This window comes from Chryseobacterium pyrolae, assembly GCF_025153485.1.
Lineage (GTDB): Bacteria > Bacteroidota > Bacteroidia > Flavobacteriales > Weeksellaceae > Chryseobacterium > Chryseobacterium antibioticum.
The window spans coordinates 264,121-285,732 of the sequence record NZ_JANZQH010000001.1; the positions used below are offsets into that span (position 1 = coordinate 264,121).

At 38.0% G+C, this 21,612-nt stretch carries 23 protein-coding genes; 15 read left to right on the plus strand and 8 right to left on the minus strand.

Features of this window, described 5'->3' with window-relative positions; translation table 11 throughout:
- Nucleotides 1-138: 138 nt before the first annotated feature.
- Nucleotides 139-525 carry a winged helix-turn-helix transcriptional regulator gene (locus tag NZD88_RS01170; RefSeq protein ID WP_259826767.1) on the minus strand — a complete coding sequence of 129 codons (387 nt, stop codon included), beginning with the start codon at nt 523-525 and terminating at the stop codon, nt 139-141.
- A gap of 132 nt (nt 526-657) precedes the next feature.
- Between NZD88_RS01170 and NZD88_RS01175 the strand changes: the two genes are divergently transcribed.
- Nucleotides 658-1,719: an NADH:flavin oxidoreductase gene (locus NZD88_RS01175; RefSeq protein WP_259826769.1), complete on the plus strand. Its 1,062-nt coding sequence runs from the start codon at nt 658-660 to the stop codon at nt 1,717-1,719.
- 151 nt (nt 1,720-1,870) lie between these two features.
- On the opposite strand, the gene NZD88_RS01180 is transcribed toward NZD88_RS01175, so the two are convergent.
- From NZD88_RS01180 to NZD88_RS01190, 3 genes are all read right to left on the minus strand, one after another.
- Complete coding sequence (locus NZD88_RS01180; protein WP_259826771.1) at nt 1,871-2,032, minus strand: bacteriocin-like protein; 162 nt, start codon at nt 2,030-2,032, stop codon at nt 1,871-1,873.
- Nucleotides 2,033-2,116: 84 nt separating this feature from the next.
- Nucleotides 2,117-2,278, minus strand: coding sequence for a bacteriocin-like protein (locus NZD88_RS01185; protein WP_259826773.1), 162 nt, complete (start codon nt 2,276-2,278; stop codon nt 2,117-2,119).
- A 173-nt stretch (nt 2,279-2,451) separates the two neighbouring features.
- A complete protein-coding gene (locus NZD88_RS01190) occupies nt 2,452-3,654 on the minus strand; it encodes a C1 family peptidase (RefSeq protein WP_259826775.1) in 1,203 nt (400 codons plus the stop codon).
- Nucleotides 3,655-3,883: 229 nt separating this feature from the next.
- Between NZD88_RS01190 and NZD88_RS01195 the strand changes: the two genes are divergently transcribed.
- The 3 genes from NZD88_RS01195 to NZD88_RS01205 all read left to right on the plus strand — a co-directional run bounded on the left by NZD88_RS01195 (nt 3,884) and on the right by NZD88_RS01205 (nt 6,964).
- Nucleotides 3,884-4,402, plus strand: coding sequence for an RNA polymerase sigma factor (locus NZD88_RS01195; protein WP_259826776.1), 519 nt, complete (start codon nt 3,884-3,886; stop codon nt 4,400-4,402).
- A gap of 11 nt (nt 4,403-4,413) precedes the next feature.
- Nucleotides 4,414-6,714 (plus strand): T9SS type A sorting domain-containing protein, encoded by a 2,301-nt coding sequence (locus NZD88_RS01200; RefSeq protein WP_259826777.1) that lies wholly within the window; start codon nt 4,414-4,416, stop codon nt 6,712-6,714.
- A gap of 67 nt (nt 6,715-6,781) precedes the next feature.
- On the plus strand, nt 6,782-6,964 hold the full coding sequence (locus tag NZD88_RS01205; protein ID WP_259826779.1) for a hypothetical protein: 183 nt from the start codon (nt 6,782-6,784) through the stop codon (nt 6,962-6,964).
- Between the two features lie 78 nt (nt 6,965-7,042).
- Here NZD88_RS01205 and mdlD read toward each other — a convergent pair whose 3' ends face one another.
- The gene (gene mdlD / locus NZD88_RS01210) at nt 7,043-8,362 is read right to left on the minus strand and encodes an NAD(P)-dependent benzaldehyde dehydrogenase MdlD (protein WP_259826781.1); all 1,320 of its coding nucleotides are present in this window, start codon (nt 8,360-8,362) and stop codon (nt 7,043-7,045) included.
- A gap of 306 nt (nt 8,363-8,668) precedes the next feature.
- Between mdlD and NZD88_RS01215 the strand changes: the two genes are divergently transcribed.
- A complete protein-coding gene (locus tag NZD88_RS01215) occupies nt 8,669-9,172 on the plus strand; it encodes a GbsR/MarR family transcriptional regulator (protein ID WP_259826783.1) in 504 nt (167 codons plus the stop codon).
- Nucleotides 9,173-9,256: 84 nt separating this feature from the next.
- Here the strand turns inward: NZD88_RS01215 and NZD88_RS01220 are convergent, their stop codons facing one another.
- Complete coding sequence (locus NZD88_RS01220) at nt 9,257-9,532, minus strand: hypothetical protein (protein ID WP_259826784.1); 276 nt, start codon at nt 9,530-9,532, stop codon at nt 9,257-9,259.
- A 61-nt stretch (nt 9,533-9,593) separates the two neighbouring features.
- Between NZD88_RS01220 and NZD88_RS01225 the strand changes: the two genes are divergently transcribed.
- From NZD88_RS01225 to NZD88_RS01265, 9 genes are all read left to right on the plus strand, one after another.
- The gene (locus NZD88_RS01225) at nt 9,594-9,995 is read left to right on the plus strand and encodes a hypothetical protein (protein ID WP_259826786.1); all 402 of its coding nucleotides are present in this window, start codon (nt 9,594-9,596) and stop codon (nt 9,993-9,995) included.
- 78 nt (nt 9,996-10,073) lie between these two features.
- A complete protein-coding gene (locus NZD88_RS01230) occupies nt 10,074-10,886 on the plus strand; it encodes a DCC1-like thiol-disulfide oxidoreductase family protein (protein ID WP_259826787.1) in 813 nt (270 codons plus the stop codon).
- 12 nt (nt 10,887-10,898) lie between these two features.
- On the plus strand, nt 10,899-11,681 hold the full coding sequence (locus tag NZD88_RS01235) for a fatty acid desaturase (protein WP_259826788.1): 783 nt from the start codon (nt 10,899-10,901) through the stop codon (nt 11,679-11,681).
- 136 nt (nt 11,682-11,817) lie between these two features.
- The gene (locus tag NZD88_RS01240; RefSeq protein ID WP_259826790.1) at nt 11,818-12,273 is read left to right on the plus strand and encodes an SRPBCC family protein; all 456 of its coding nucleotides are present in this window, start codon (nt 11,818-11,820) and stop codon (nt 12,271-12,273) included.
- Between the two features lie 70 nt (nt 12,274-12,343).
- Nucleotides 12,344-13,048, plus strand: coding sequence for a YqjF family protein (locus NZD88_RS01245; protein WP_259826792.1), 705 nt, complete (start codon nt 12,344-12,346; stop codon nt 13,046-13,048).
- 248 nt (nt 13,049-13,296) lie between these two features.
- Nucleotides 13,297-14,196: a TIGR01777 family oxidoreductase gene (locus tag NZD88_RS01250; protein ID WP_259826793.1), complete on the plus strand. Its 900-nt coding sequence runs from the start codon at nt 13,297-13,299 to the stop codon at nt 14,194-14,196.
- Nucleotides 14,197-14,246: 50 nt separating this feature from the next.
- Nucleotides 14,247-15,689, plus strand: a complete 1,443-nt coding sequence (locus tag NZD88_RS01255) for an alpha-L-fucosidase (protein ID WP_259826794.1) — start codon at nt 14,247-14,249, stop codon at nt 15,687-15,689.
- Nucleotides 15,599-18,358: a glycoside hydrolase family 3 N-terminal domain-containing protein gene (locus tag NZD88_RS01260; RefSeq protein WP_259826796.1), complete on the plus strand. Its 2,760-nt coding sequence runs from the start codon at nt 15,599-15,601 to the stop codon at nt 18,356-18,358. Before NZD88_RS01255 ends, NZD88_RS01260 begins: the two co-directional genes overlap by 91 nt.
- A 129-nt stretch (nt 18,359-18,487) precedes the next feature.
- Nucleotides 18,488-18,748: a hypothetical protein gene (locus NZD88_RS01265; protein ID WP_259826798.1), complete on the plus strand. Its 261-nt coding sequence runs from the start codon at nt 18,488-18,490 to the stop codon at nt 18,746-18,748.
- 226 nt (nt 18,749-18,974) lie between these two features.
- On the opposite strand, the gene NZD88_RS01270 is transcribed toward NZD88_RS01265, so the two are convergent.
- Nucleotides 18,975-19,229: a hypothetical protein gene (locus NZD88_RS01270; protein ID WP_259826801.1), complete on the minus strand. Its 255-nt coding sequence runs from the start codon at nt 19,227-19,229 to the stop codon at nt 18,975-18,977.
- A 122-nt stretch (nt 19,230-19,351) separates the two neighbouring features.
- Complete coding sequence (locus NZD88_RS01275; protein WP_259826802.1) at nt 19,352-19,858, minus strand: hypothetical protein; 507 nt, start codon at nt 19,856-19,858, stop codon at nt 19,352-19,354.
- A 276-nt stretch (nt 19,859-20,134) separates the two neighbouring features.
- On the opposite strand from NZD88_RS01275, the gene lpdA reads away from it, so the two are divergent.
- Nucleotides 20,135-21,523, plus strand: a complete 1,389-nt coding sequence (lpdA, locus tag NZD88_RS01280) for a dihydrolipoyl dehydrogenase (RefSeq protein WP_169233769.1) — start codon at nt 20,135-20,137, stop codon at nt 21,521-21,523.
- Nucleotides 21,524-21,612: the final 89 nt, after the last annotated feature.

Here is a 21,612-nt window from a genome sequence, read left to right on the forward strand (position 1 = left end):
AAACTAAAACATGAACATCACTAAACTTGCCATTGTGGTCAATTAATAATTCCAGTATAGATTTGCGAATAATTTCTAATCAAAAAATTACTCCTTTTGCCAATATGTTAATTCTAAAATAACTGAAATAAAGAATAATCAGACTTTGACCTCCTTTGTCACTTTCTTATCCAACAACCCACAGCTTTTCTCAGAACTATAATCTTCTGTAGTAAACTTCGCTTCCCATTCCTCCAGCAAATACAAAATCGGCAGCAATGCCAATCCCTTTTCTGTTAGTGAATATTCAACTCTTGGAGGAAGTTCTTTAAACTCTTCTCTGATGATCAATCCGTCGGTTTGCATTTCTCTTAACTGATCGGTCAGCACTTTTCTCGAGATCACATTAATCCGTACGGCTAGCTCTCCGAAACGAAGTTTACGGTCTTTAATAACCAGTACAATGATCGGTTTCCACTTGCTTCCCAGGGCAGACATTGCTTTGCCTAACGGGCAGCTGTATTTCATCAATTCATTCTTTACCATGCGTTACTTTTAAGTTACTAATGTAAGTTACTGCGAAGTTACCACTTTTTTTCTTCATAAGATACAAATACGAACTATTATTAGTTACTTTGTGTAACAATTTAAAAATGTTAAATATAAAATAATTGCAAAATGAGTATAGACGCATTATTTAGTCCATTTAGTTATAAAAATCTTCAACTTAAAAATAGAGTGGTCATGGCTCCCATGACAAGAGCTCAATCTGATAACGGAGTACCCACTCAGCAAATCGTAGATTATTACGCAAGAAGAGCGGCTTCAGAAGTAGGGTTGATTCTTTCTGAAGGAACAGTAATCAACAGACCGGGTTCAAAGAACATGCAAAATATTCCTGACTTTTATGGAACAGAAGCATTAAACGGCTGGAAAAACGTAATTGATGCCGTTCATGAAAATGGCGGAAAAATGGGACCTCAGATCTGGCATGTGGGTGATACCAGAAGTTCTGAAGATTATCCATTAGTTGAAATGGAAAAAGCTTCTACCATGACGTTGGAAGATATCCAGGACACTATTGCACAGTTTGCAGCATCTGCAAAATCTGCAAAAGATTTAGGTTTTGATGTTGTTGAAATTCACGGAGCTCACGGGTACCTGATCGATCAGTTTTTCTGGGAAGTAACCAATACCAGAACCGATGAGTATGGTGGCAAAACATTGAAAGAAAGAAGCAGATTTGCTGTTGATATCGTGAAAGCAATCAGAGCTGCTGTTGGTGAAGATTTCACCATTATTATCCGTCTTTCTCAATGGAAGCAACAGGATTATAAATCCAGATTGGCGGCTACACCTTCTGAAATGGAAGAATGGTTATTACCGCTAAAAGAAGCAGGAGTTGATATTTTCCACTGTTCACAACGTCGCTTCTGGGAACCGGAATTTGAAGGTTCCGATTTAAATTTTGCAGGATGGGCAAAGAAAATTACAGGGCAACCAACCATTACAGTAGGTTCTGTAGGTCTTGAAGGTGATTTCATGGGGGCATTTGCCGGACAGGGAACTGAAAAAGCAGATTTGTCTGAATTAATCAGAAGACTGGAAAGAGGAGATTTCGATCTTGTTGCTGTTGGAAGAGCCCTTTTACAGGATCCTGAATGGGTAAAGAAAGTAAAAGCAGGCAATACGGAAGAGCTTTTAAACTTTTCAGCTGAAAGTTTAGGAGTACTTTACTAAAAGACAATTATGAATTGTGGATGCACTTCACTGCTGGATAACCAGCGCTGTAAATGAATTGACAGTTCACTTATTTATATTTAATTTTCTACCTTATTATTTTTTTAAAGAACCCGCTGCCGGAATTTTCCGGAAGCGGGTTTTATTCATTTTAATCCGGGCATTCCATAGTGTTCAGAACACATCTCCAACGGGAAGGGAAGCCGTTTTTAGGGGGAATATAGCATGCTGTTGTTCCTTCCGGACATTCAGGCGCATTTCCACCGTTAATTTTCTTTAAATCAGATTTGGGTAATTTTCTTAGATTTTTCATAAATAATAATTTGTTGATGTCATATTTTGTATAAAAATTAAAAAACAAATACACCCCAACAGTATTGAAGTGTACTTAGTTTTCTTAATCTGTACAAATTGTGCCATTGGATTCGCAGGTCCAGTAACTAGGAAAACCGTCTTTACGACGATGATAACATGCTGTTGTTCCTGCAGGACATTCAGGTGCGTTTCCACCATTAATTTTCTTTAAATCTGCTTTTAATAATTTTTTTAAATTTTTCATGCGTAATAATTTGTTGATTATTAAAAGTATAATATTTTCACTAAATAGCGAAATAATCTGCGTAAAAATATCAGGAATAATAAAAATAACCGCGCTCCAAAAATTTTGGAGCGCGGTTTTAACAGATTTAAATATCTAAAATTACCGCAGTGAACGGTAACAATGATTTTTGATTATAACCCAATATTTTTAGTAGGTTTCAGCTGCTTCAGAATGCTTTTTGGAACTGCATTTTTATGAATCAAAATAGCCGTTGATTTATACTCAACATAAGGTCTTGTTACATACAGGTATCCCTCGAAATCATTGGTTACTCCCCAAGAGTTTTTAACCATATAATACTCTTTACCGGTTTGGTCTTTCGCCAATCCTACGATATGCATCCCATGATCATCCGTTGTAGAAAGGTTGTTAAGTGCTTTCTGACGCATGTCTTCTGTGATGGTTTTATCTTTTTTAGGCTCTGTGAACAAAGTCTGCTTATTTTCAGGTGTGATTTGGTTCAAATCCATATCCGGAACATAAGCTACCCCATTTTTATAGGAGAAATAAGGTTCAGAAACATCCGTTGCCCATCCTACAGAATATCCTTTAGTTACTGCATTATCAATAATAGCTGTTAAATCCTTCATAGGAACATTCCAGTCAGAATCATGGCTCCAGTTATCAGGAATTGGAACTACGAATTTCTGGTAGTATGGATAATCTTTATACGAGGAAATCTCGATATAATCTTCAGGATTAATTCCTACGACTTCCTTAGCGAATGTTTTTGGGGTGTAATTTTTTCCTTCATAGGTAAAATTAGCAGGAACTTTTCCAAGATATTCATCCAGAATAGAATCTACTGAATCCATCCAGTTATCCGTAAGTTTTCCTTTTGAACCTGCCTGAACAAGACTGTCCAGAACGGGTTTCAGTTTCCCCTGCATTTCCTTAAAATTGTTAAGGCTCTGTCCCGATTTCAGTCCTGTATACACATCCTGAGGTACCGCACCGTATTTTTTGTACATATTGACAACGTCGTGCAATTCACCTCCGTCACCCCAGCTGATTGCTCCGCTGTTCAGTACATATAACTTTGCTTTATCGTGGTAAGAATTTCTTGCCGTGAAAATTTCAGCAAGATCTACAGGTTTTTTACCCATTCTCTGCATTTCAGACTCAAGGAAAGAGTTTCCGGAATAGCTCCAGCAAGTTCCCGATGAACCCTGGTTTTTTACCGAAGTAGCTCCTACGTCTTTTAACGCTGTGAACTGAAAATTAGCATTTTGAGATTGATTGTTTTTTAATTTGTTGATCAAGTCATCTTGGGCAAACATCATACTTCCTGCAGACAAAACAAAAAGTAATGAGGCAATTTTGGTATTTTTCATTACTATAAAAAGATTATTTATATGAATAGTCGTTCATATTAAAGATTTGTTACAAAGGCAAAAGTTAAATTGGGAAGCGAAAAAAGTTGAATTAAACTGAAAAATGGTGGAAACTGAATGGGTTTATTTGTTAATCAATTAATTACTATTTTGCTTTTTATCAAAAAAAAATTAAATGTTTCCAACCCATCCCAAAGTTTATGCATCTATAACAGTATAAAGCCTGACTATGGAAAGAGAATTACTAATAGAATGCCAACGTAGCAACCGCAGCGCACAGCGGAAGGTTTACGAGACAATGGCGGGCAAGCTGTACTCAGTCTGCAGACGCTATCTGAAAAATGATGAAGATATTGAAGAAGTATTGGCAGATACTTTCTATAAAATATTCACGAAGATCACCCAGCTCCAGAATCTAGACACTTTTGAAGGATGGGCCAGAAAAATTGCAGTCAATGAATGTCTTCAGAAACTGAGAGCTACCAAAGCACAGTTCGTTTCCATGGATGATGATTTTGTAGAAACATCCGGAACCTTATCAGAAAGTATTTCGTTTGAAAAAGATATTCTGAGTTTGCTCAACTTCCTTCCCGAAGGTTGCAGAGCGATATTCAATCTTTTTGCGATCGAAGGCTATCCTCACAAGGAAATTGCCTCAATGCTTTCTATAAGCGAAGGAACCTCAAAATCGCAGCTCAATTTTGCGAGGAAGAAACTACAGGAACTTTTGGTGAATCAGAACATTTAAATTTTAGAGCAATGGAAAATAATCAAGACATAGATAAAAGATTCAATGATGCTTCTAAGCTTTCAGAAGAGCCGGCTGTTTTTCCGGGGTTTGATAAAGTTTGGGCAAAAGTTGAAGAAAAATTAGATCAAAAAGAAGAGAGAAAGAGATTACTGCCGGTTTGGTTTCCTTATGGAATTGCGGCAAGTCTGATCCTTGGATTGGGGGTGCTCTATTTTTTGGATAAAAAAGAAACAACAGCTCTCGGGAATCCTGTTATTGCGGAAAAGCCAAAAGATCATCTTCAGAAAAGTCAGATCCAAACCATAGACAGCACAGTAAAATCTAATATTGAAAAAGATCTCGAACCTGTGCCGCCAGCAGTTATTGCCTATGAACCTCATTCAATAGGTGTAGGGCCAGCAGATGTACAAAACTCAGGAATCATTTCTTGCAACCTGCCGATACCGCCTGAAATTCTTGAGGAGCGTAGATATTCCGGGCAAGGAAAAAGAGATACTTTAAGAGAAACGAGTATTGAAGAAGTAGTGGTGACGGGCTTAGGAATTAAGAAAAGATATGAGGCTACAACATCTGCATCAAGTGTTATCATTGCTTCCACAGATAAGGGAGCCGGAAGCTCATCTGTACTGTCTTCTTTAAGTGGCAGAGTAGCTGGACTAAAAGTTTCATCAGGAAAAGGAAAAGATTCCGAAATACGGATAAGAGGAGCTAGAAGTATAAGTATGGATAAACCAGTCTTTGTAGTAGATGGTACCTTATTTGAATCGGAAAAATCCTTATTTAGTGTTCTGGATTCTAAAAATATCAAAGAATTGAGGGTCATAAAAGGAATAGAGGCCACAGCTTTATATGGAAGCAAAGCCAGCAATGGAGTTATTTTGGTAACCACTCGGGGATTATCCAAATCAGAGCTGGAAAAACTTAAAGAATTGGCATCTAAAAAAACGGAGGACATCATAAAAGAAGAGGAAAAAGATTTTTCGAAAGCAGGACAGTTAACTGCTGGAGAAGTCGATGATTTTTCAAAATGGGATTACTGGAAAGATATTGCCGTTCCAACTCTGGATGAATACAAAAGTATCTGGAAGTTTTTTCCTGACAGAAGAGTTTCCGTACAATTGGTCAATAAGAACAGAAAACCTGTAATCGGAGAAAAAGTAAAACTACTGAACGATAAAAAAGAGATCATCTGGGAAGCTGTTTCTAATAATCTGGGAAATGCAGAGCTATGGATAGAGCCTATGAAGGGAAGTAATCCGATTTCTGAAAAATATTATTTAACAGACGGTTCAGGGCAGATCATCAGCAGCAATATCCGGGATTTTAAAAACGGACAGAATCTTATCATGCTGGATAAAGCCTGTATTACAAAAAGAAATCTTGATCTTGCATTTGTAGTGGATGCTACAGGCTCTATGGGAGACGAAATTTCTTATCTGCAGTCTGAACTTCTCGACGTTTTAAAAAAGGTCGAAAGCAATCTGAAAAATACCACAGTAAGATATGGATCTGTTTTTTACAGAGACCAGGGTGATGAATATGTGACCAAAAAGTTTGATTTTTCTGACAAAGCAGAAGAGCTGGTCAATTTTATTAAAAAGCAAAATGCGGGCGGCGGTGGAGATACTCCGGAAGCTGTTGTAGAAGCAATGCAGGTTTCCATAGATGAGTTGAAATGGAGCAACGAAAATTCAGCGAAAATCATGTTTTTGATTCTCGATGCACCTCCACACAGATCAGATGAGAATATCAGTAAACTGTATGAGAAAATAAAATTAGCAGCCAGGAAAGGAATTACAGTTATTCCTTTATCTGCAAGCGATACAGATAAGCAGACGGAATACCTGATGAGAACCTTTGCCTTGCTGACAAATGGGACCTACACTTTTCTTACCAATGACAGTGGAATCGGGAATGATCATATAAAACCTACCATTGATTCCTACGAAGTTGAAAAACTGAACGCTTTATTATTAAGATTGATTCTGCAGAGAGCTACGCTTCCGGAATGCAACGAGGGAATTTCAAATGATCATTTAAACAAAAAGCTTGAAACAGAAGTAAATAATCAGCAGGAATCTAAAACAGTGATCTATCCGAATCCTACAAAAGGAATCATCAATATCAAATCCAGAGATGCTATAGACGAATTGTTTATATACGATCTGGCCGGAAAGATTATTATAAGGAAAGAGAATCTAAGCGAAGGTAAAAACACGATTGACATTACTTCCTATCCCCAGAGTATTTATCTGTTAAGATTGAGATCTAAGGATAAATGGGAAACCTTTAAGGTGATCAAGAATTAACATTTTAAGAAAAGAAATTTCCCCGGAAATTTCTTTTTTTTCTATATTTTTAAAGATATTAATAACGATGAAGAAAATTTATCTGTTGCTATATTGGGAACATTTTGATGGAGGAGAGGCCAAAGTCATCAATCTTGATCTGAAAGTAGAATTTGCAGGAGAATACATCGGAAAGTCTAGCAATGTATATCTTTATTATATGCCGGAAGCGAAATACTGGAATGAAGGACTATCTGTAAAAATTGAGTAATAAATTAAGGTAAGACCTCTTTTGTTATATACTTTAATGTACTACAATAAAAAAGTGGTACATTAAAGCATATTGTTTCTATTTTAATTCCAGTACAGACCGTGTATGGCTGAATGTTTCAAAACTGTATTTACCATGGTATTTCCCCATACCAGATGTTCCTACACCTCCAAATGGCAGGAAATGAGACCCAACATGAATCAGTGTGCTGTTGATTTCAGCATCACCGCTGGTCGTTCTGCTCAATACATCTTCAGCAAAATCCTTGTCTTCTGAGAATATATATAAAGCCAATGGTTTGGGTCTGGAATTGATTTCATTCAAAACAACACTAATATCTGTATAGGTTAAAAACGGAAGGATCGGACCAAATATTTCCTGCTGCATCACCGCATCATCCCAGTTAACGTTATCCATTAATGTGGCTTCAAAGTGACGGCTTTCAACATCATATTTTCCGCCGTACACCACTTTATCTTCGGCAGCATTTAAGTAGCCTGCCAGATGTTTAACCTGTTGCTGAGATACAATTTTTCCAATCTTGCCGAATGAAGAATCCGGATACATTTGATCCAGATAAGCCTTGAATTTCAGAATTAGTTCATCTTTGATAGATTCATGAACATAAATATAATCGGGAGCCACGCAGGTTTGCCCGCAGTTCATCCACTTTCCTCGGGTGATTCTTTCTACTGTTTTAACGAGATCGGCATCTTTATGGACAATGGTAGGCGACTTGCCTCCCAATTCAAGGGTGAGAGGAATAAGCTTTTCGGCAGCAGCTTTCATGACAATCTTTCCTACATTGGGACTTCCTGTGAAGAAAATATAGTCGAAGTCCAGGCTTAGCAAGAGGGTGTTTTCTTCAATCGCTCCCTGAATAACCGCTACATACTCCGGCTGAAATGCTTCCTGTACAATTTTTTCAATGACATTGGCTACGTTAGGTGTGTTTTCTGATGGCTTAATGATAGCGGTGTTTCCCGCTATAAGTGCTCCCACTAAAGGACTGAACGTCAATTGAACCGGATAATTGAAAGGGCCTACTATATAATTGACACCATAAGGCTGAAAAGTAATTTTACTGATCATTTCATTGCCGGAAGAATGTTTAATGGTAGGCTGTTCAATAGGTTTTGCCCAGGTTTCAAGATTGGCAAGGCAATAGTCTAATTCATCTACCACGAGCTTTATTTCAGCATATTCCGCTTCCTGTCTGCTCTTTCCCAAATCCGTAAATAAGGATTCACAAAGAGCATCGGTATGGTCAACAAATACTTTTTTGAAGTTTTCAAGCTGTTTGATTCTAAAACTAATTGATTTGGTTTGATGGGTGGCAAAGAATTTTTTCTGATTCTGAAACACCTGTATAATGTGTTGTTCTAATTGTGTATCCATTTCTCAATGATTATATCATCCTGAACATCAATCATTTTTTATGCCACGGTTTTTAAAACAACAGGATTGGCATAAGTGATTTTCAATGGGAATGATTTAAAAAATTAATAAATAGTAAAAGATCATATTTTTTCAACAAAGACTGGGAGAGGAGAGAAGGAAATAGCATTTAAAAAGAGGCTATCTACCAGAAAAAAAATATAGGATGATGTTAAAAATCAGGTAAGTAAAATTAATTTTCAAAAATTATTGAAAATTCAAAAAATATAATTACATTTGTTACAGAAATAAAAAATGGAGCAACAAATGAAACTTTCAGAAGCAAAAGAAAAGTACATCCAGACATGGGGAACATTCGCTACCAACTGGGGAATCAACCGTACGATGGCACAGGTTCATGCATTGCTTCTAGCCAATGGAAAACCGCTTTCTACTGATGAAGTGATGGAGCAGCTGGAAATTTCCAGAGGAAATGCCAATATGAATTTACGCGCTCTAATAGACTGGGGAATCGTAAAAAAAGAATTTATAAAGGGCGACCGGAAAGAATACTTCATTGCAGAAAAGGATGTATGGTATCTGTTTAAGCAGATCACAAAAGAACGCAGGAAAAGAGAAATAGAACCTGTAATCTCTTTCCTGGAAGAACTGAAAAACATTGAAGATAATGATTCGGAAGAAGCGAAAGAGTTCATCAAACTGATGCAGGATTTCAGCTCAGTAACCGGAAAAATCAGTAATATTATGGATCTGGCCATTAAGAGCGATGATCACTGGCTGGTAGGGAAGATTACCAACCTGTTAAAATAGAAGAGGACTAAAATCCTTTTTTATTTGAATTTAATTTTCAAAAATTACTGAAAATATAATATTTATAAAATGTTTAATATAGTATCATACCTCATTTTCCTTACGGTCAGCTCTTACATTACTATAGATGTGGGAAGAAGATGCTTTCAGGCCGGAAAGTCCTATTTGGAATACCTCCTTCATGATCAGGAGATGTGCCTTACTATCAACAGGATACTTCTCGGATGTTACTACCTGCTGAACCTGGGATATATTGCTGTGAACCTGGCATTTTGGGACCATGTCAGCTCTACGGAAGAAGTTATTGCAGTCACAGCCGTTCGCATCGGATATATAGCTTTGATTCTTTGCGTCTTGCATTATATGAACATTTTTACCCTTTATTTTTTAAGAAACAAATTAACTTTAAAATAATACAGCTATGACCACAACCGTTTTAACCACGACGTACAATTTCTCAGCGTACATGATCTATTTACCTATCGTAATTGCCCTTACCGTATTGGTATCTCAGTTTCTGTTCAAAAATTCAAAAACATTTATGATTGATATTTTTCATCAGAAAAAAGACATCGCAATGGCCACCAATTCTCTATTTAAGATCGGGTTTTATCTCCTGAATATCGGATTCGCTTTGTGCATTATTGAATTCTTTCAGATTGAAACCCTAGAAAGACTGGTGGTGGCTTTAAGCAAAAAGATCGGTGGCTTTTCTATCTACCTCGGAATCATGATGCTTTTAAACTTATTACTTTTCCTAAAAGGGCGTAAACATGCTATGAACAAAGAAAAACTCATCGAAAATGAAAACACTCATCTTTAAGATCTGGATGTATATCACTTTCAGATCCTCCCATAAAAGAACCCGTGGAGATTTCCTAACCTTTTAAAATACATCATCATGAAAACCTTGAAAAACCACACCCTGATCTACGACAATGAATGTCCTATGTGCAATATCTATTCTAAAGGTTTTACAAAATGCGGAATGCTTGATAAAAATGGAAGAGAAGCCTTTTCGGAAATGTCTGCGGGCAATAAAACCCTTATAGATTTCACCCGCGCAAAAAACGAGATCGCATTAATAGATCACAACAGAAAGGAAGTCGTGTACGGATTAGACAGCCTTCTTCTTATCATTGGAAATTCCCTTCCGTTATTGGAAAAAATAGCCAGAGTGCAACCGCTTTACTGGTTTTTTAAGAGGCTGTATTCGTTGGTTTCTTACAACAGAAAACAAATCATTCCGTCAGCTAAAGATGATCATGAAGAATCATGTGTCCCTGATTTTAATATCAAATACAGGATCATTTATATGGTTGGTGTCCTTATTTTCTCAGCTTACATTTTAAGTCTGTTTTCCGGAAAGCTGGGATTTAATTTAAGTCATCATTTTATGAGAGAATTGACAGTCTGCATTGGTCAGATCCTTTGGCAGACAATATTTCTGAGAACGTATCTAAAAGACAGGATCTGGAACTATCTCGGAAATATGATGACCGTCTCTCTGATCGGAACAGTACTTCTGATTCCTGCTTTATTTACGGACTTTACACCCAATTTTTATATCGTGTATTTCGGAATTGTGGTGTTGGTGATGTTTCTGGAGCACCTCAGACGCTGTAAACTCCTAAAATTGAGCTATCTTCCTACCATTTCATGGACCCTTTTCAGAATAACAGCTCTGGCATTTATTATTTGGCTTACCCTTTAAAAAGTTGAAAATATGAACCACCTTGAACTCATCAGAAAAGTAGAATGGAAAGATCTCAGAACGCTTTCCGTTAAAGAAATACTGATCGAAAACAATATCAGTCTGCCATGGTTTTTTATTTCGATCCTATTGGCTTATTATGAATATTACTGGCTGGCGCTTCCATTCTCAGGATTCTATTTTCTGACAGCGCTCAGACAGGTGCATAATGGCTTTCACAATGCTTTGGGAACCGGAAAGTTTCTCACCTGGCTTTCTCTGTACCTGAACAGTATTTTAATGATAGCCTCTATTCATGCCGTAAAATTCAACCATATCAGGCATCACAAATTCTGTCTTTCAGAAGAAGATTATGAGGGGAAATCAGCCTCTATGAAATGGTATGAAGCCGTTCTGTACGGTCCGAAACACATGTTTCTGATCCATTGGATTACTTTCAAAAAAGCCAATAAAAAATATAAGAGAAATATGCTTGCAGAGCTCGTTTCGATCGCGGTTTTTGCTTTCATTGTGTTCTATTTTCAGATTTATTTCCTTATCTATCATGTGCTGATCATGTTTTTGGGCGAATTTCTAATGGCATTCTTTGCAGTGTGGACTGTTCATCACGATACCCATGAAACCCCCAATATCGCGAGAACACAGCGAAGCTCCTGGAAAAATAAACTTACCTTCAGCATGTTTTATCATATGGAACATCATCTTTTCCCTGCAGTTCCCACGATCAAGCTACCGGAACTGGCTGAAAGAATAGATAAAAAACTGCCGGAACTACACAGAAAGCAAACTTTTTAGAAATAAAGAATAAAGAATAAAGAGATCAGGCGTCAAGGTTTTAGATTAGAACCTACCGAACAAATCTTCATGTTTTCAACAGTAACTCGAACCCCGAACCGCACATCTATTATCCCGAACCTACAAAACAAAAACAATGGCTAGAATTTATTTAGAAACCCACATCCAAGCAGATATTCACAAAGTTTTTGACCTCGCAAGAGATATTGATTTACATCAAAAATCAACAAGGAAAACCAATGAAAAAGCAGTGGCAGGAAGAACATCCGGACTTATTGAAGAAAATGAAACGGTAACCTGGAGGGCTAAACATTTAGGTGTTGATCAGACTTTAACAACAAAAATTATAAGTATGGAGAAGCCATTCCAGTTCACGGATATGATGCTCGATGGAGCTTTTAAAACGATGAAACATCAACATATTTTTAAAAAGAATAATAAGGGCACAGTCATGATCGATATCTTTGAATTCGAATCTCTGCTGGGAATGATTGGAAGGTTTTTTAATCATATTTTCCTTAAAAATTATATGAGAAACTTCCTGTTAGACCGAAACGAATTAATTAAGAAAACAGCGGAAGCATCCGATTAATATCAAATCTGTATTCAACACGTCACAACTTTCAACTCGGATCAAACTCCGAAACCCAAAAACTACAAAAATGAACTTCCTAAAAGCCGAATGGCGAAAATTAGCCATCATCAACTACGAAACAGACCCTCAGGTTTTAGAAAAATACCTTCCCGAAGGGACAGAACTCGATTTTTACCACGGAAAATGTTATGTGAGTCTCGTTGGGTTTATGTTTTTAAATACCAGATTATTGGGTGTTTCAATTCCTTTTTACCGCAATTTTGAAGAAGTTAATCTAAGATTTTACGTTAAAAAGAAAGAAAAGAATGTATGGAAAAGAGGTGTCGTTTTTATCAAAGAGATCGTTCCGAAATATGCGCTCAGTTTTGTGGCCAATTCATTTTATAAAGAAAATTATAAAACAATGCCGATGAACAATCAAATCGATGTCAATGGCGATGAGCTGACGGTAAAATACTCATGGAAAGATAAAAGCTGGCATTCCATCCTGATCACGGCTGATAATAATCCTATGCCCATGGAAACCGATTCAGAATTTGAATTTATTACCGAGCACTATTATGGCTTTACCAAAAGAGAAACCAAAACCTCAGAATATGAAGTCTGCCATCCAAAGTGGGATTATTATCTGGTTAAAGACTATCAGCTTGACATAGAATTCAGTGCGCTCTACGGAAAAGAATTTGAATTCCTGAATGAAAAGAAACCCATCTCGGTCATGTTGGCAGAAGGGTCCGAAATTGAAGTGAAAACAAAGAAATATGTTCTGTAACCTTCTAAAAATAAAATAAACGCTTAAGTTTATTTGAAATTTAAATTTTTACAACTAAGAAAGTATGGAATGAAAACAATTGAACTATTAAGGATTTTTAAGTTTTTAAGAATGCTAAATCATTTTATTTTCTTAATACTTCCTATCATCTTCATTGATCTAATGGTTAAAAAAAATGATAACGATCTGTGCCATCTGAAAAATCTGTGGGACATCAAAAATAAAAAGAATAACATAACTCAAACCCCATGAAAATAATAATCGCCGGCGGAACCGGATTTCTAGGTGAAAGCCTATCAGCATATTTTAAAGAGAAAGGCTCTCAGGTTTATATTTTAACCAGAAACCCCAAAGGTGACCATGAAATATATTGGGATGCCCGTACATTAGGGGAATGGAAGAACAGTATTGAAGGAGCCGATGTACTCATCAATCTTACAGGAAAATCTGTAGACTGCAGGTATAATGAAAACAACAAAAAAGAAATCTATTCTTCAAGAATCGATAGCACCAACATACTTCAGCAGGCTGTAGATGAATGTATTATAAAACCTAAGGTTTGGTTAAATGCTGCTTCTGCAACCATTTATGTCCATTCAGAAACACAGCTGAATACGGAAGAAAACGGGATCATCGGCGACGATTTTTCAATGAATATCTGCAAAAGCTGGGAAAAAGAGTTTTTTAAGGTCAACAATGAAGAAGTAAGAAAAGTAGCCCTGAGAACATCTATTGTTTTGGGGAATAATGGGGGTGCATTTCCAAAACTGCGGATGATCACAAAATTGGGACTTGGCGGAAAACAAGGCAGAGGTCAGCAGAAAGTGAGCTGGATTCATATTAATGATTTCTGTAAAGCAGTTGACTGGATTATTGACCATGAAAATATGTCAGGACCTCTCAATATAACGGCTCCAAATCCTGTATCCAACGAAGTTCTCATGAAAAAAATGAGAGAACATCTGAAAATTCCTTTTGGATTAAATGCTCCGGTCTGGCAGCTGGAAATCGCGTCATTGTTTTTGAATACAGAAACCGAGCTCCTGCTCAAAAGCAGAAATGTTTACCCCGATAAACTCCTCAAAAATGGATTCAGGTTTTCCTATCCTGATCTGGATAATGCACTGGATGATCTGCTGAGAAATTAAGGTTTGCTGATTAAGAAAAGGATGATTAAATTAGCAAAAACTAACCTTCTATGCTCATTAAACAGAAAACGAAAACCCTTTTCCTGTCTTCCTTTTTCATTTCCTCAGCTTTTTTTTCGCAGGCGCACAACGTCTCTGCAGGCTATCAAAAACCGGATGATCCGCTTGTCGTTCAGAATCTGGAACAGTGGCAGGATCTAAAATTCGGACTGTTTATGCATTGGGGAACCTACAGTCAGTGGGGGATTGTAGAAAGCTGGAGCCTTTGTCCCGAGGATGAATCCTGGACCCAGAGGAAACCTGAACATGGGCAATCATACAATGAATATGTCAGGAATTATGAAAATCTTCAGACCAGTTTCAATCCGGTAGATTTTAATCCTCAGAAATGGGCAGATGCTGCAAAAAAAGCAGGAATGAAATATGTAGTTTTCACGACAAAACATCATGATGGTTTTACGATGTTTGATACCAAAGAATCTGAATATAAAATAACTTCGGCCAGAACTCCCTTCTCAAAAAATCCAAAAGCAGACGTCACCAAAGAGATCTTCAATACCTTCAGAAAAGACGGATTCAAGATCGGGGCCTATTTTTCAAAACCCGACTGGCATTCCGAGTATTACTGGTGGCCATACTTTCCGCCAAAAGACCGGAACGTTAACTATGATCCCAAAAAATACCCGGAAAGGTGGGAAAGCTTTAAAAAATTCACCTTTAATCAGCTGAACGAGATCACTTCCAATTACGGTAAGGTCGATATTCTGTGGCTGGATGGAGGCTGGGTACGTCCTTTCAAAACCATTGATCCTTCTGTAGAATGGCAACGAACCATTAAAGTAGAACAGGATATTGATATGGATAAAATAGGAACTATGGCCAGAAAAAATCAGCCGGGGATTATTGTGGTAGACCGTACTGTGCCCGGAAAATGGGAGAATTATGTAACCCCAGAACAGGCCGTTCCCGAACATGTGCTTTCCATTCCCTGGGAAAGCTGTATCACCATGGGAGATTCCTTTTCCTATGTTCCCAACGATAACTATAAATCCTCACAAAAAATCATTGAAACCCTTATAAAAATCATCTCAAGAGGCGGAAACTATCTCATGAATATCGCTCCGGGATCTAATGGAGACTATGATCCTATTGTGTATGCAAGATTAAAAGAAATTTCCGTCTGGATGGAGAAAAATCAGTCGGCTGTCTTTGCCACAAGAGCGGCAGAGCCCTATCACGATGGAAGTTTTTATTACACCCAGGCGAAAGACAGTAAAACCCTGAATGTATTCCATATTGACGATAAAATAGACTATAAAAGCCCATTGGTGCTCATTTTTACGCTTCCTGAAAACTTTAAGCCAAAATCACTGAAAGTTCTCGGCTTATCCTCAAAAGTACAATGGAAACAGACTGGAAAGAGGATGGAAATAAAGCTTCCCGAAGAAAGAATACAGCTGAAGTATGCCACCGTAATTCAAATGACGAAATGATGAAACTGAGTTTTGTTAAAATGACAACCATTGTATTGTCTTTCAGTTCAGCTTCCTTTCACGCCCAAAGAGAGAACCCCTTATACAAAGATCCTAAGCAATCCATTGAGATCAGGGTTCAGGATCTGCTGAAAAGAATGACTCCGGAAGAAAAATTCTGGCAGTGTTTTATGATTCCTGGAGATCTGGATAACGTTCCCAAAGACCAGTATAAACACGGGATTTTCGGATTACAGGTAAGTGCCGGAAATCAGGGCGGAGGTGTTGCGGGACAAATGCTGAAATATAATGCCGATGAAGATGCCGAAAGACTGGCGAAAAAGATCAATGTTATCCAAAAATATTTCATTGAAGAATCCAGATTGGGAATCCCCATCATCCCTTTTGATGAAGCTTTACACGGATTAATGCGCGAAGGAGCTACAGCCTTTCCACAGGCCATTGGCTTAGCGGCCTCATTCAATCCGGATCTGATGAAAGAAGTATCTTCAGCCATCGCAAAAGAATCGAGGTTGAGAGGCATCCGCCAGATTCTGACCCCTGTGGTGAACATAGCCAGTGATGTCAGATGGGGAAGAACAGAAGAAACCTACGGGGAAGATCCTTTTCTGACTTCTGTGATGGGAGTACATTTTGTGAGCTCATTTGAAGACCAGGGAATCATTACCACCCCGAAACACTTTTTAGCGAATGTAGGAGAGGGCGGAAGAGATTCGTACCCGATCCACTGGAGCAGAAGATATCTGGAAGAAACCCACCTCGTTCCTTTTTATAAAGCATTTACCACAGGAAAAAGCAGATCTGTAATGACTTCTTATAACCTGCTTGACGGAAGACCTTCTACTGCAAATCATTGGCTGCTCACGGAAAAACTAAAAAAAGAATGGAACTTCAAAGGATTTGTCATCAGCGATGCCAGTGCCGTTGGAGGAGCAAATGTACTGCATTTTACGGCTAAAGATTACGACGATGCTTCTGCACAAGCTATCAATGCCGGGCTGGATGTAATATTTCAGACAGAATACAAACACTATGCATTGTTTATCCCTCCGTTTTTGGATGGAAGAATTTCAAAGGAAAGAATAGATGATGCCGTGGCAAGAGTGCTAAGAGCAAAATTTGAGCTGGGATTGTTTGAAAATCCTTATGTTTCTGACCAGGATATCCGGCAATTGAAAAAGATCAACCATAAACCTTTGGCCGAAAAAGCAGCGGTTGAATCTTTTGTGCTGTTGCAGAATAATAACGAAACACTTCCTGTATCTCCCCATGCAAAGAAAATAGCCCTTATCGGGACAGATGCCGCCGATGCCAGGCTGGGAGGATATTCAGGGCCGGGAAATAATAAAGTTAGCATTCTGCAGGGAATGAAAAACTTCACCCGGGATAAAAATATTGAAATCCTTTATGCGAAAGGTATTACATGGGATACCAAGGAATTTAAAACAGTACCTTCCGATCTCTTATCTTTTGAAAATAAAAAAGGATTACAAGGCCTTTATTTTTCCAACAGCAGCTTAAAAGGCAGTTCAGTTTTTGAAAGACAGGATGAACAGATTAATTTCAAGTGGACTTTGTATTCGCCAGACCCTGAAACATTGCAACCTGACCATTACAGTATTCGCTGGACGGGAAAACTGAAAGCTCCGGATCAGGGGAATTATCAGTTGGGACTGCGTGGAAATGATGGTTTCAGATTGTACTTAAATGGGAAACTCATTGTCGATCAATGGGAGAAACTGGGCTACTCCACGAAAACGGCTGCTGTAGAGTTTGTTAAAGATCAAAAATATGATATAGTCATTGAGTTCCGTGAAAACAGGGGAGAAGCCAATATCGAACTGATCTGGAATTATGGTATTGAGAACTATCAGAAAGACTTTGATGAAGCTTTGAAAATCGCACAGAATGCAGATCACGTCATCATTGCGGCAGGGATTCATGAAGGGGAATTTCAAGACCGTTCTTCGCTGAATCTTCCAGGAAATCAGGAGAAATTCATTCAGGAGGTTTCAAAATTAAATAAACCTGTTACGGTAGTGCTGGTAGGCGGATCTGCTATAAAAACGACCCACTGGAAAGATAAGGCTGGCGCTATTTTAGAGGTCTGGTATCCCGGTGAAGAAGGCGGAAATGCGGTAGCAAAAGTTCTGTTGGGAACAGAAAATCCATCCGGAAAACTTCCGATTACGTTTCCGACCGAAGAAGGACAGCTGCCTCTGACCTACAATCATCATCCCACCGGAAGAGGAAATGATTATTATGATCTCAGTGGAGAGCCTCTGTATCCTTTTGGTTTTGGACTAAGCTATACCACTTTTGAGATTTCAGATCTCATATTAAATAAAACAAAGTATTCAGAAAATGAAACTATCACGGCAAAGGTTCTTATTAAAAATACGGGATTAAAAGCCGGAAGTGAGGTGGTGCAGCTGTATGTAAAAGATGTACTGGCGTCGGTATCCAGACCCGTCATTGAATTGAAAGGTTTTAAAAAGGTCTATTTAAATCCCGGAGAATCAAAACAGGTGACGCTTGAAATTCCAGTCAGAGAACTTAAATTTTTAGATGAAAAAATGGAATGGATCGTAGAAAAAGGGACCTACAGAATTATGGTAGGAAATTCTTCTAAGAACCTGTCACTGAAAAGGAATATTGAGGTAGAATAGGGTTTTGATTATACAAAATTTTAACTTAAATAATAGCTATGGTACGATATATGTAATATTTACTTAAACCAGAATGAATTTAATTGATCATAAGCATCGTTTAAAATCATTCAAAAAAAAGTAAATGTCATGAGAAAGTTATTGATATCAACCGTCGTGTTATTAGGCTTATCGATGAATGTGAATGCCCAGAAACGACCACCGGTACCCCCACACCCATCCAAAAGTGAGCTAATCAGTAGTAAATCGCGTGAGCTGGACAAAAAATACAATACAGAAAAGAAACTGATTATGAATCATCCGCTTGCGACAAAAAAGATGAAAAGAGATCAGATGAAAGCTTTAAATGAAAGATACCGGGCCGAGAAAAGATTACTTAAAAAAATGTAATACTGTAGATAATTATATCGGTTTCTGAAGCTGTTATTTAATTTAAAAGTTTTTGAGAATCCGACTCCATATAAGCTATCTTCGGAAGCAAAATATAAAAAGCCGTCTCACATCCAGTGAAAACGGCTTTCTTCATTTTATTCTATAATTATTCTCAATCTTTTTATCCTCAATCTTAGCTTACGCTCTACCTTAACCTTAGCCTCATCCTCATCCTCTATCAATCTTAATATAATTTCCTCGCCAGCAAAAGATTCAGCATGAAAGTCCCTGTCCAGTTACTGTTATTGGATCCGTTGGCTCCTATAAAGTCAATACGGGAAACCGAAACGGTAAGTCTTGTTTTTCCTGAGACATTCGCAAGACTTACGAACGAAGCCGTAAAAACATCAGGAAAACTGGAATTGTTTCCTGCCGTTAAAATAGGATACATATTGGTGACATTGAAAGGCGTCCCCTGATATTCATAGACGATCGTCATGCGGCTCGCATTGGAATAGCCTGCGGTGTGTGCGTAGGTAGTAGATGCTTTGCTGATTACCCACCACGAATCTGTTCCTGTACCCGTGTCATAAGAGGTTACGGTATGGTTAGTCCAGTCAGTTACTCCCGGAGAGCCCCCCCGTGAGGAGGAATAGAAAGCTGTACTCCATAAATTTCAACGTTGCTCGGTTTAGGAAGAACCGTAAACGACAGATCCCATGTTCCTCCTGTCGTATTGCTGTTGTTCACCACCTCGGCATAAGCTCCGGTAGGAATCACAAAAGACGAAACCGGAGTATTGTCGATTCTTAAAGTATTGCCACTCGATGCCTGAAGCGTAATGCTGGAAGCAGAGATGTTTTTTATTTTATAAATTCTTCCCGTATAACTGGTAGAACCCGTTCCAATGACAGGAAGCGTAAACGTAGCATTGGCAGCGCCGTCATAAGTGATATAATGATCTGTAGCGGTGATGTTATAGGCTGTAGCGGTGATCTGCTTGTAATCTGCCCCCAGAGATCCGGCGACGGCTAAAGTACTGTTTGGCGTTGTTGTTCTAATACCAACTTGTGCGTTTGAAAAAACACTACATAGAAGAAAGATCGAAATAAAGTTCTTTATTTTCATATTGTTATATTTTGGGCAAAAATATGAAAATTATTGTAAAATATTCATTTACAATTGTTTATTTTCGTTTTCTGGTAATCAAATCACTTTATTGTGATTTTGAGTATTGTGTTTAGATTTTTGAGGGGTATTTAATATTTGATAAAAAAAAGATGTTCAGGGTCGTTAGGCTAAGTACTGGCTGGTAAAATGAACTTAGTGTTCAGTGAAATATGAAATGGCAGAACATAAAACATCCAATATTTTTCCTTAAATTCGCATAAAATTTTTAAAATAATGAACTACGATATCATTGTCATCGGAAGCGGTCCTGGCGGTTATGTTACTGCGATCAGAGCAGCACAATTAGGTTTCAAAACTGCAATTATCGAGAAAGAAAACTTAGGAGGTATCTGCCTGAACTGGGGATGTATTCCTACGAAAGCTTTACTGAAGTCTGCTCAGGTTTTTCATTATATCAACCATGCTGAAGACTATGGTCTGAATAAAGTGGAAGCCAGCTTTGAATTTCCAAACGTGATCCAGAGAAGCCGTGGCGTAGCCAGCAAAATGAGCAAAGGAATTGAATTCCTGATGAAGAAGAACAAGATCGACGTGATTCTTGGTACAGCTACAATTCAGAAAGGTAAAAAAGTTTCTGTTACTGATAAAGACGGTAAGGTAACTGAATATGCTGGAAGCAACATTATTATTGCTACAGGAGCACGTTCAAGAGAACTTCCTAACCTTCCTCAGGATGGTAAAAAAGTGATAGGATACAGACAGGCATTATCTCTTCCTGAGCAGCCAAAATCTATGATTGTTGTAGGTTCTGGTGCTATCGGAGTAGAATTTGCTGATTTCTATAATACAATGGGAACTAAAGTAACGGTTGTGGAATTTATGCCGAACATCGTTCCTGTAGAAGATGAGGAAATCTCTAAACACTTAGAGAAATCTCTTAAAAAGACAGGAATCGAGATCATGACCAATGCATCTGTAGAAAGCGTTGATACGAGCGGAGAAGGCGTAAAAGCTACTGTAAAAACAGCCAACGGAACCATTACCCTTGAAGCGGATATTTTACTTTCTGCGGTAGGTATCGCTGCGAATATCGAAAATATCGGATTGGAAGAAGTGGGAATCCAGACAGATAAAGGAAGAGTTTTAGTAAACGAATGGTACGAAACTTCAGTTCCTGGTTACTATGCAATCGGTGATATTATTCCTACTCAGGCTTTAGCACACGTTGCTTCTGCTGAAGGAATCACTTGTGTTGAGAAAATCAAAGGAATGCATGTTGAAAAAATCGACTACGGCAATATCCCTGGATGTACATACTGTCACCCTGAAGTAGCCTCTGTAGGTCTTACAGAAAAGCAGGCTAAAGAAAAAGGATACGAGATCAAAGTAGGTAAATTCCCTCTTTCTGCAAGTGGTAAAGCTACTGCTAACGGAAATACAGACGGTTTCATCAAAGTTATTTTTGATGCTAAATACGGTGAATGGTTAGGATGCCACATGATTGGAGAAGGTGTTACAGATATGGTGGCGGAAGCAGTAGTGGCCAGAAAACTGGAAACTACAGGTCATGAGATCATTAAATCGATCCACCCGCACCCAACAGTGTCTGAAGCGATCATGGAAGCAGCAGCAGCAGCTTACGGTGAAGTGATCCATATCTAATATATATTTAAAAAAAAATATATCAATAATTAAGAAGATAAGATCTCTTTATATACCAACCACAGGCAATTTGTCTGTGGTTTTTTTGT

What these genes read in the sequence shown, in the direction of transcription:
- NZD88_RS01215 (WP_259826783.1), top strand. Translation starts at nt 8,669, where the DNA reads ATGAAACTTTCAGAAGCAAAAGAAAAGTACATCCAGACATGGGGAACA.
- NZD88_RS01225 (WP_259826786.1), top strand. Translation starts at nt 9,594, where the DNA reads ATGACCACAACCGTTTTAACCACGACGTACAATTTCTCAGCGTACATG.
- NZD88_RS01235 (WP_259826788.1), top strand. Translation starts at nt 10,899, where the DNA reads ATGAACCACCTTGAACTCATCAGAAAAGTAGAATGGAAAGATCTCAGA.
- NZD88_RS01190 (WP_259826775.1), bottom strand. Translation starts at nt 3,654, where the DNA reads ATGAAAAATACCAAAATTGCCTCATTACTTTTTGTTTTGTCTGCAGGA.
- NZD88_RS01185 (WP_259826773.1), bottom strand. Translation starts at nt 2,278, where the DNA reads ATGAAAAATTTAAAAAAATTATTAAAAGCAGATTTAAAGAAAATTAAT.
- NZD88_RS01260 (WP_259826796.1), top strand. Translation starts at nt 15,599, where the DNA reads ATGGAAACAGACTGGAAAGAGGATGGAAATAAAGCTTCCCGAAGAAAG.
- mdlD (WP_259826781.1), bottom strand. Translation starts at nt 8,362, where the DNA reads ATGGATACACAATTAGAACAACACATTATACAGGTGTTTCAGAATCAG.
- NZD88_RS01270 (WP_259826801.1), bottom strand. Translation starts at nt 19,229, where the DNA reads ATGACGATCGTCTATGAATATCAGGGGACGCCTTTCAATGTCACCAAT.
- NZD88_RS01245 (WP_259826792.1), top strand. Translation starts at nt 12,344, where the DNA reads ATGAACTTCCTAAAAGCCGAATGGCGAAAATTAGCCATCATCAACTAC.
- NZD88_RS01220 (WP_259826784.1), bottom strand. Translation starts at nt 9,532, where the DNA reads ATGCAAGACGCAAAGAATCAAAGCTATATATCCGATGCGAACGGCTGT.
- NZD88_RS01240 (WP_259826790.1), top strand. Translation starts at nt 11,818, where the DNA reads ATGGCTAGAATTTATTTAGAAACCCACATCCAAGCAGATATTCACAAA.
- NZD88_RS01250 (WP_259826793.1), top strand. Translation starts at nt 13,297, where the DNA reads ATGAAAATAATAATCGCCGGCGGAACCGGATTTCTAGGTGAAAGCCTA.
- NZD88_RS01230 (WP_259826787.1), top strand. Translation starts at nt 10,074, where the DNA reads ATGAAAACCTTGAAAAACCACACCCTGATCTACGACAATGAATGTCCT.
- NZD88_RS01255 (WP_259826794.1), top strand. Translation starts at nt 14,247, where the DNA reads ATGCTCATTAAACAGAAAACGAAAACCCTTTTCCTGTCTTCCTTTTTC.
- lpdA (WP_169233769.1), top strand. Translation starts at nt 20,135, where the DNA reads ATGAACTACGATATCATTGTCATCGGAAGCGGTCCTGGCGGTTATGTT.
- NZD88_RS01265 (WP_259826798.1), top strand. Translation starts at nt 18,488, where the DNA reads ATGAGAAAGTTATTGATATCAACCGTCGTGTTATTAGGCTTATCGATG.
- NZD88_RS01195 (WP_259826776.1), top strand. Translation starts at nt 3,884, where the DNA reads ATGGAAAGAGAATTACTAATAGAATGCCAACGTAGCAACCGCAGCGCA.
- NZD88_RS01275 (WP_259826802.1), bottom strand. Translation starts at nt 19,858, where the DNA reads ATGAAAATAAAGAACTTTATTTCGATCTTTCTTCTATGTAGTGTTTTT.
- NZD88_RS01205 (WP_259826779.1), top strand. Translation starts at nt 6,782, where the DNA reads ATGAAGAAAATTTATCTGTTGCTATATTGGGAACATTTTGATGGAGGA.
- NZD88_RS01170 (WP_259826767.1), bottom strand. Translation starts at nt 525, where the DNA reads ATGGTAAAGAATGAATTGATGAAATACAGCTGCCCGTTAGGCAAAGCA.
- NZD88_RS01200 (WP_259826777.1), top strand. Translation starts at nt 4,414, where the DNA reads ATGGAAAATAATCAAGACATAGATAAAAGATTCAATGATGCTTCTAAG.
- NZD88_RS01180 (WP_259826771.1), bottom strand. Translation starts at nt 2,032, where the DNA reads ATGAAAAATCTAAGAAAATTACCCAAATCTGATTTAAAGAAAATTAAC.
- NZD88_RS01175 (WP_259826769.1), top strand. Translation starts at nt 658, where the DNA reads ATGAGTATAGACGCATTATTTAGTCCATTTAGTTATAAAAATCTTCAA.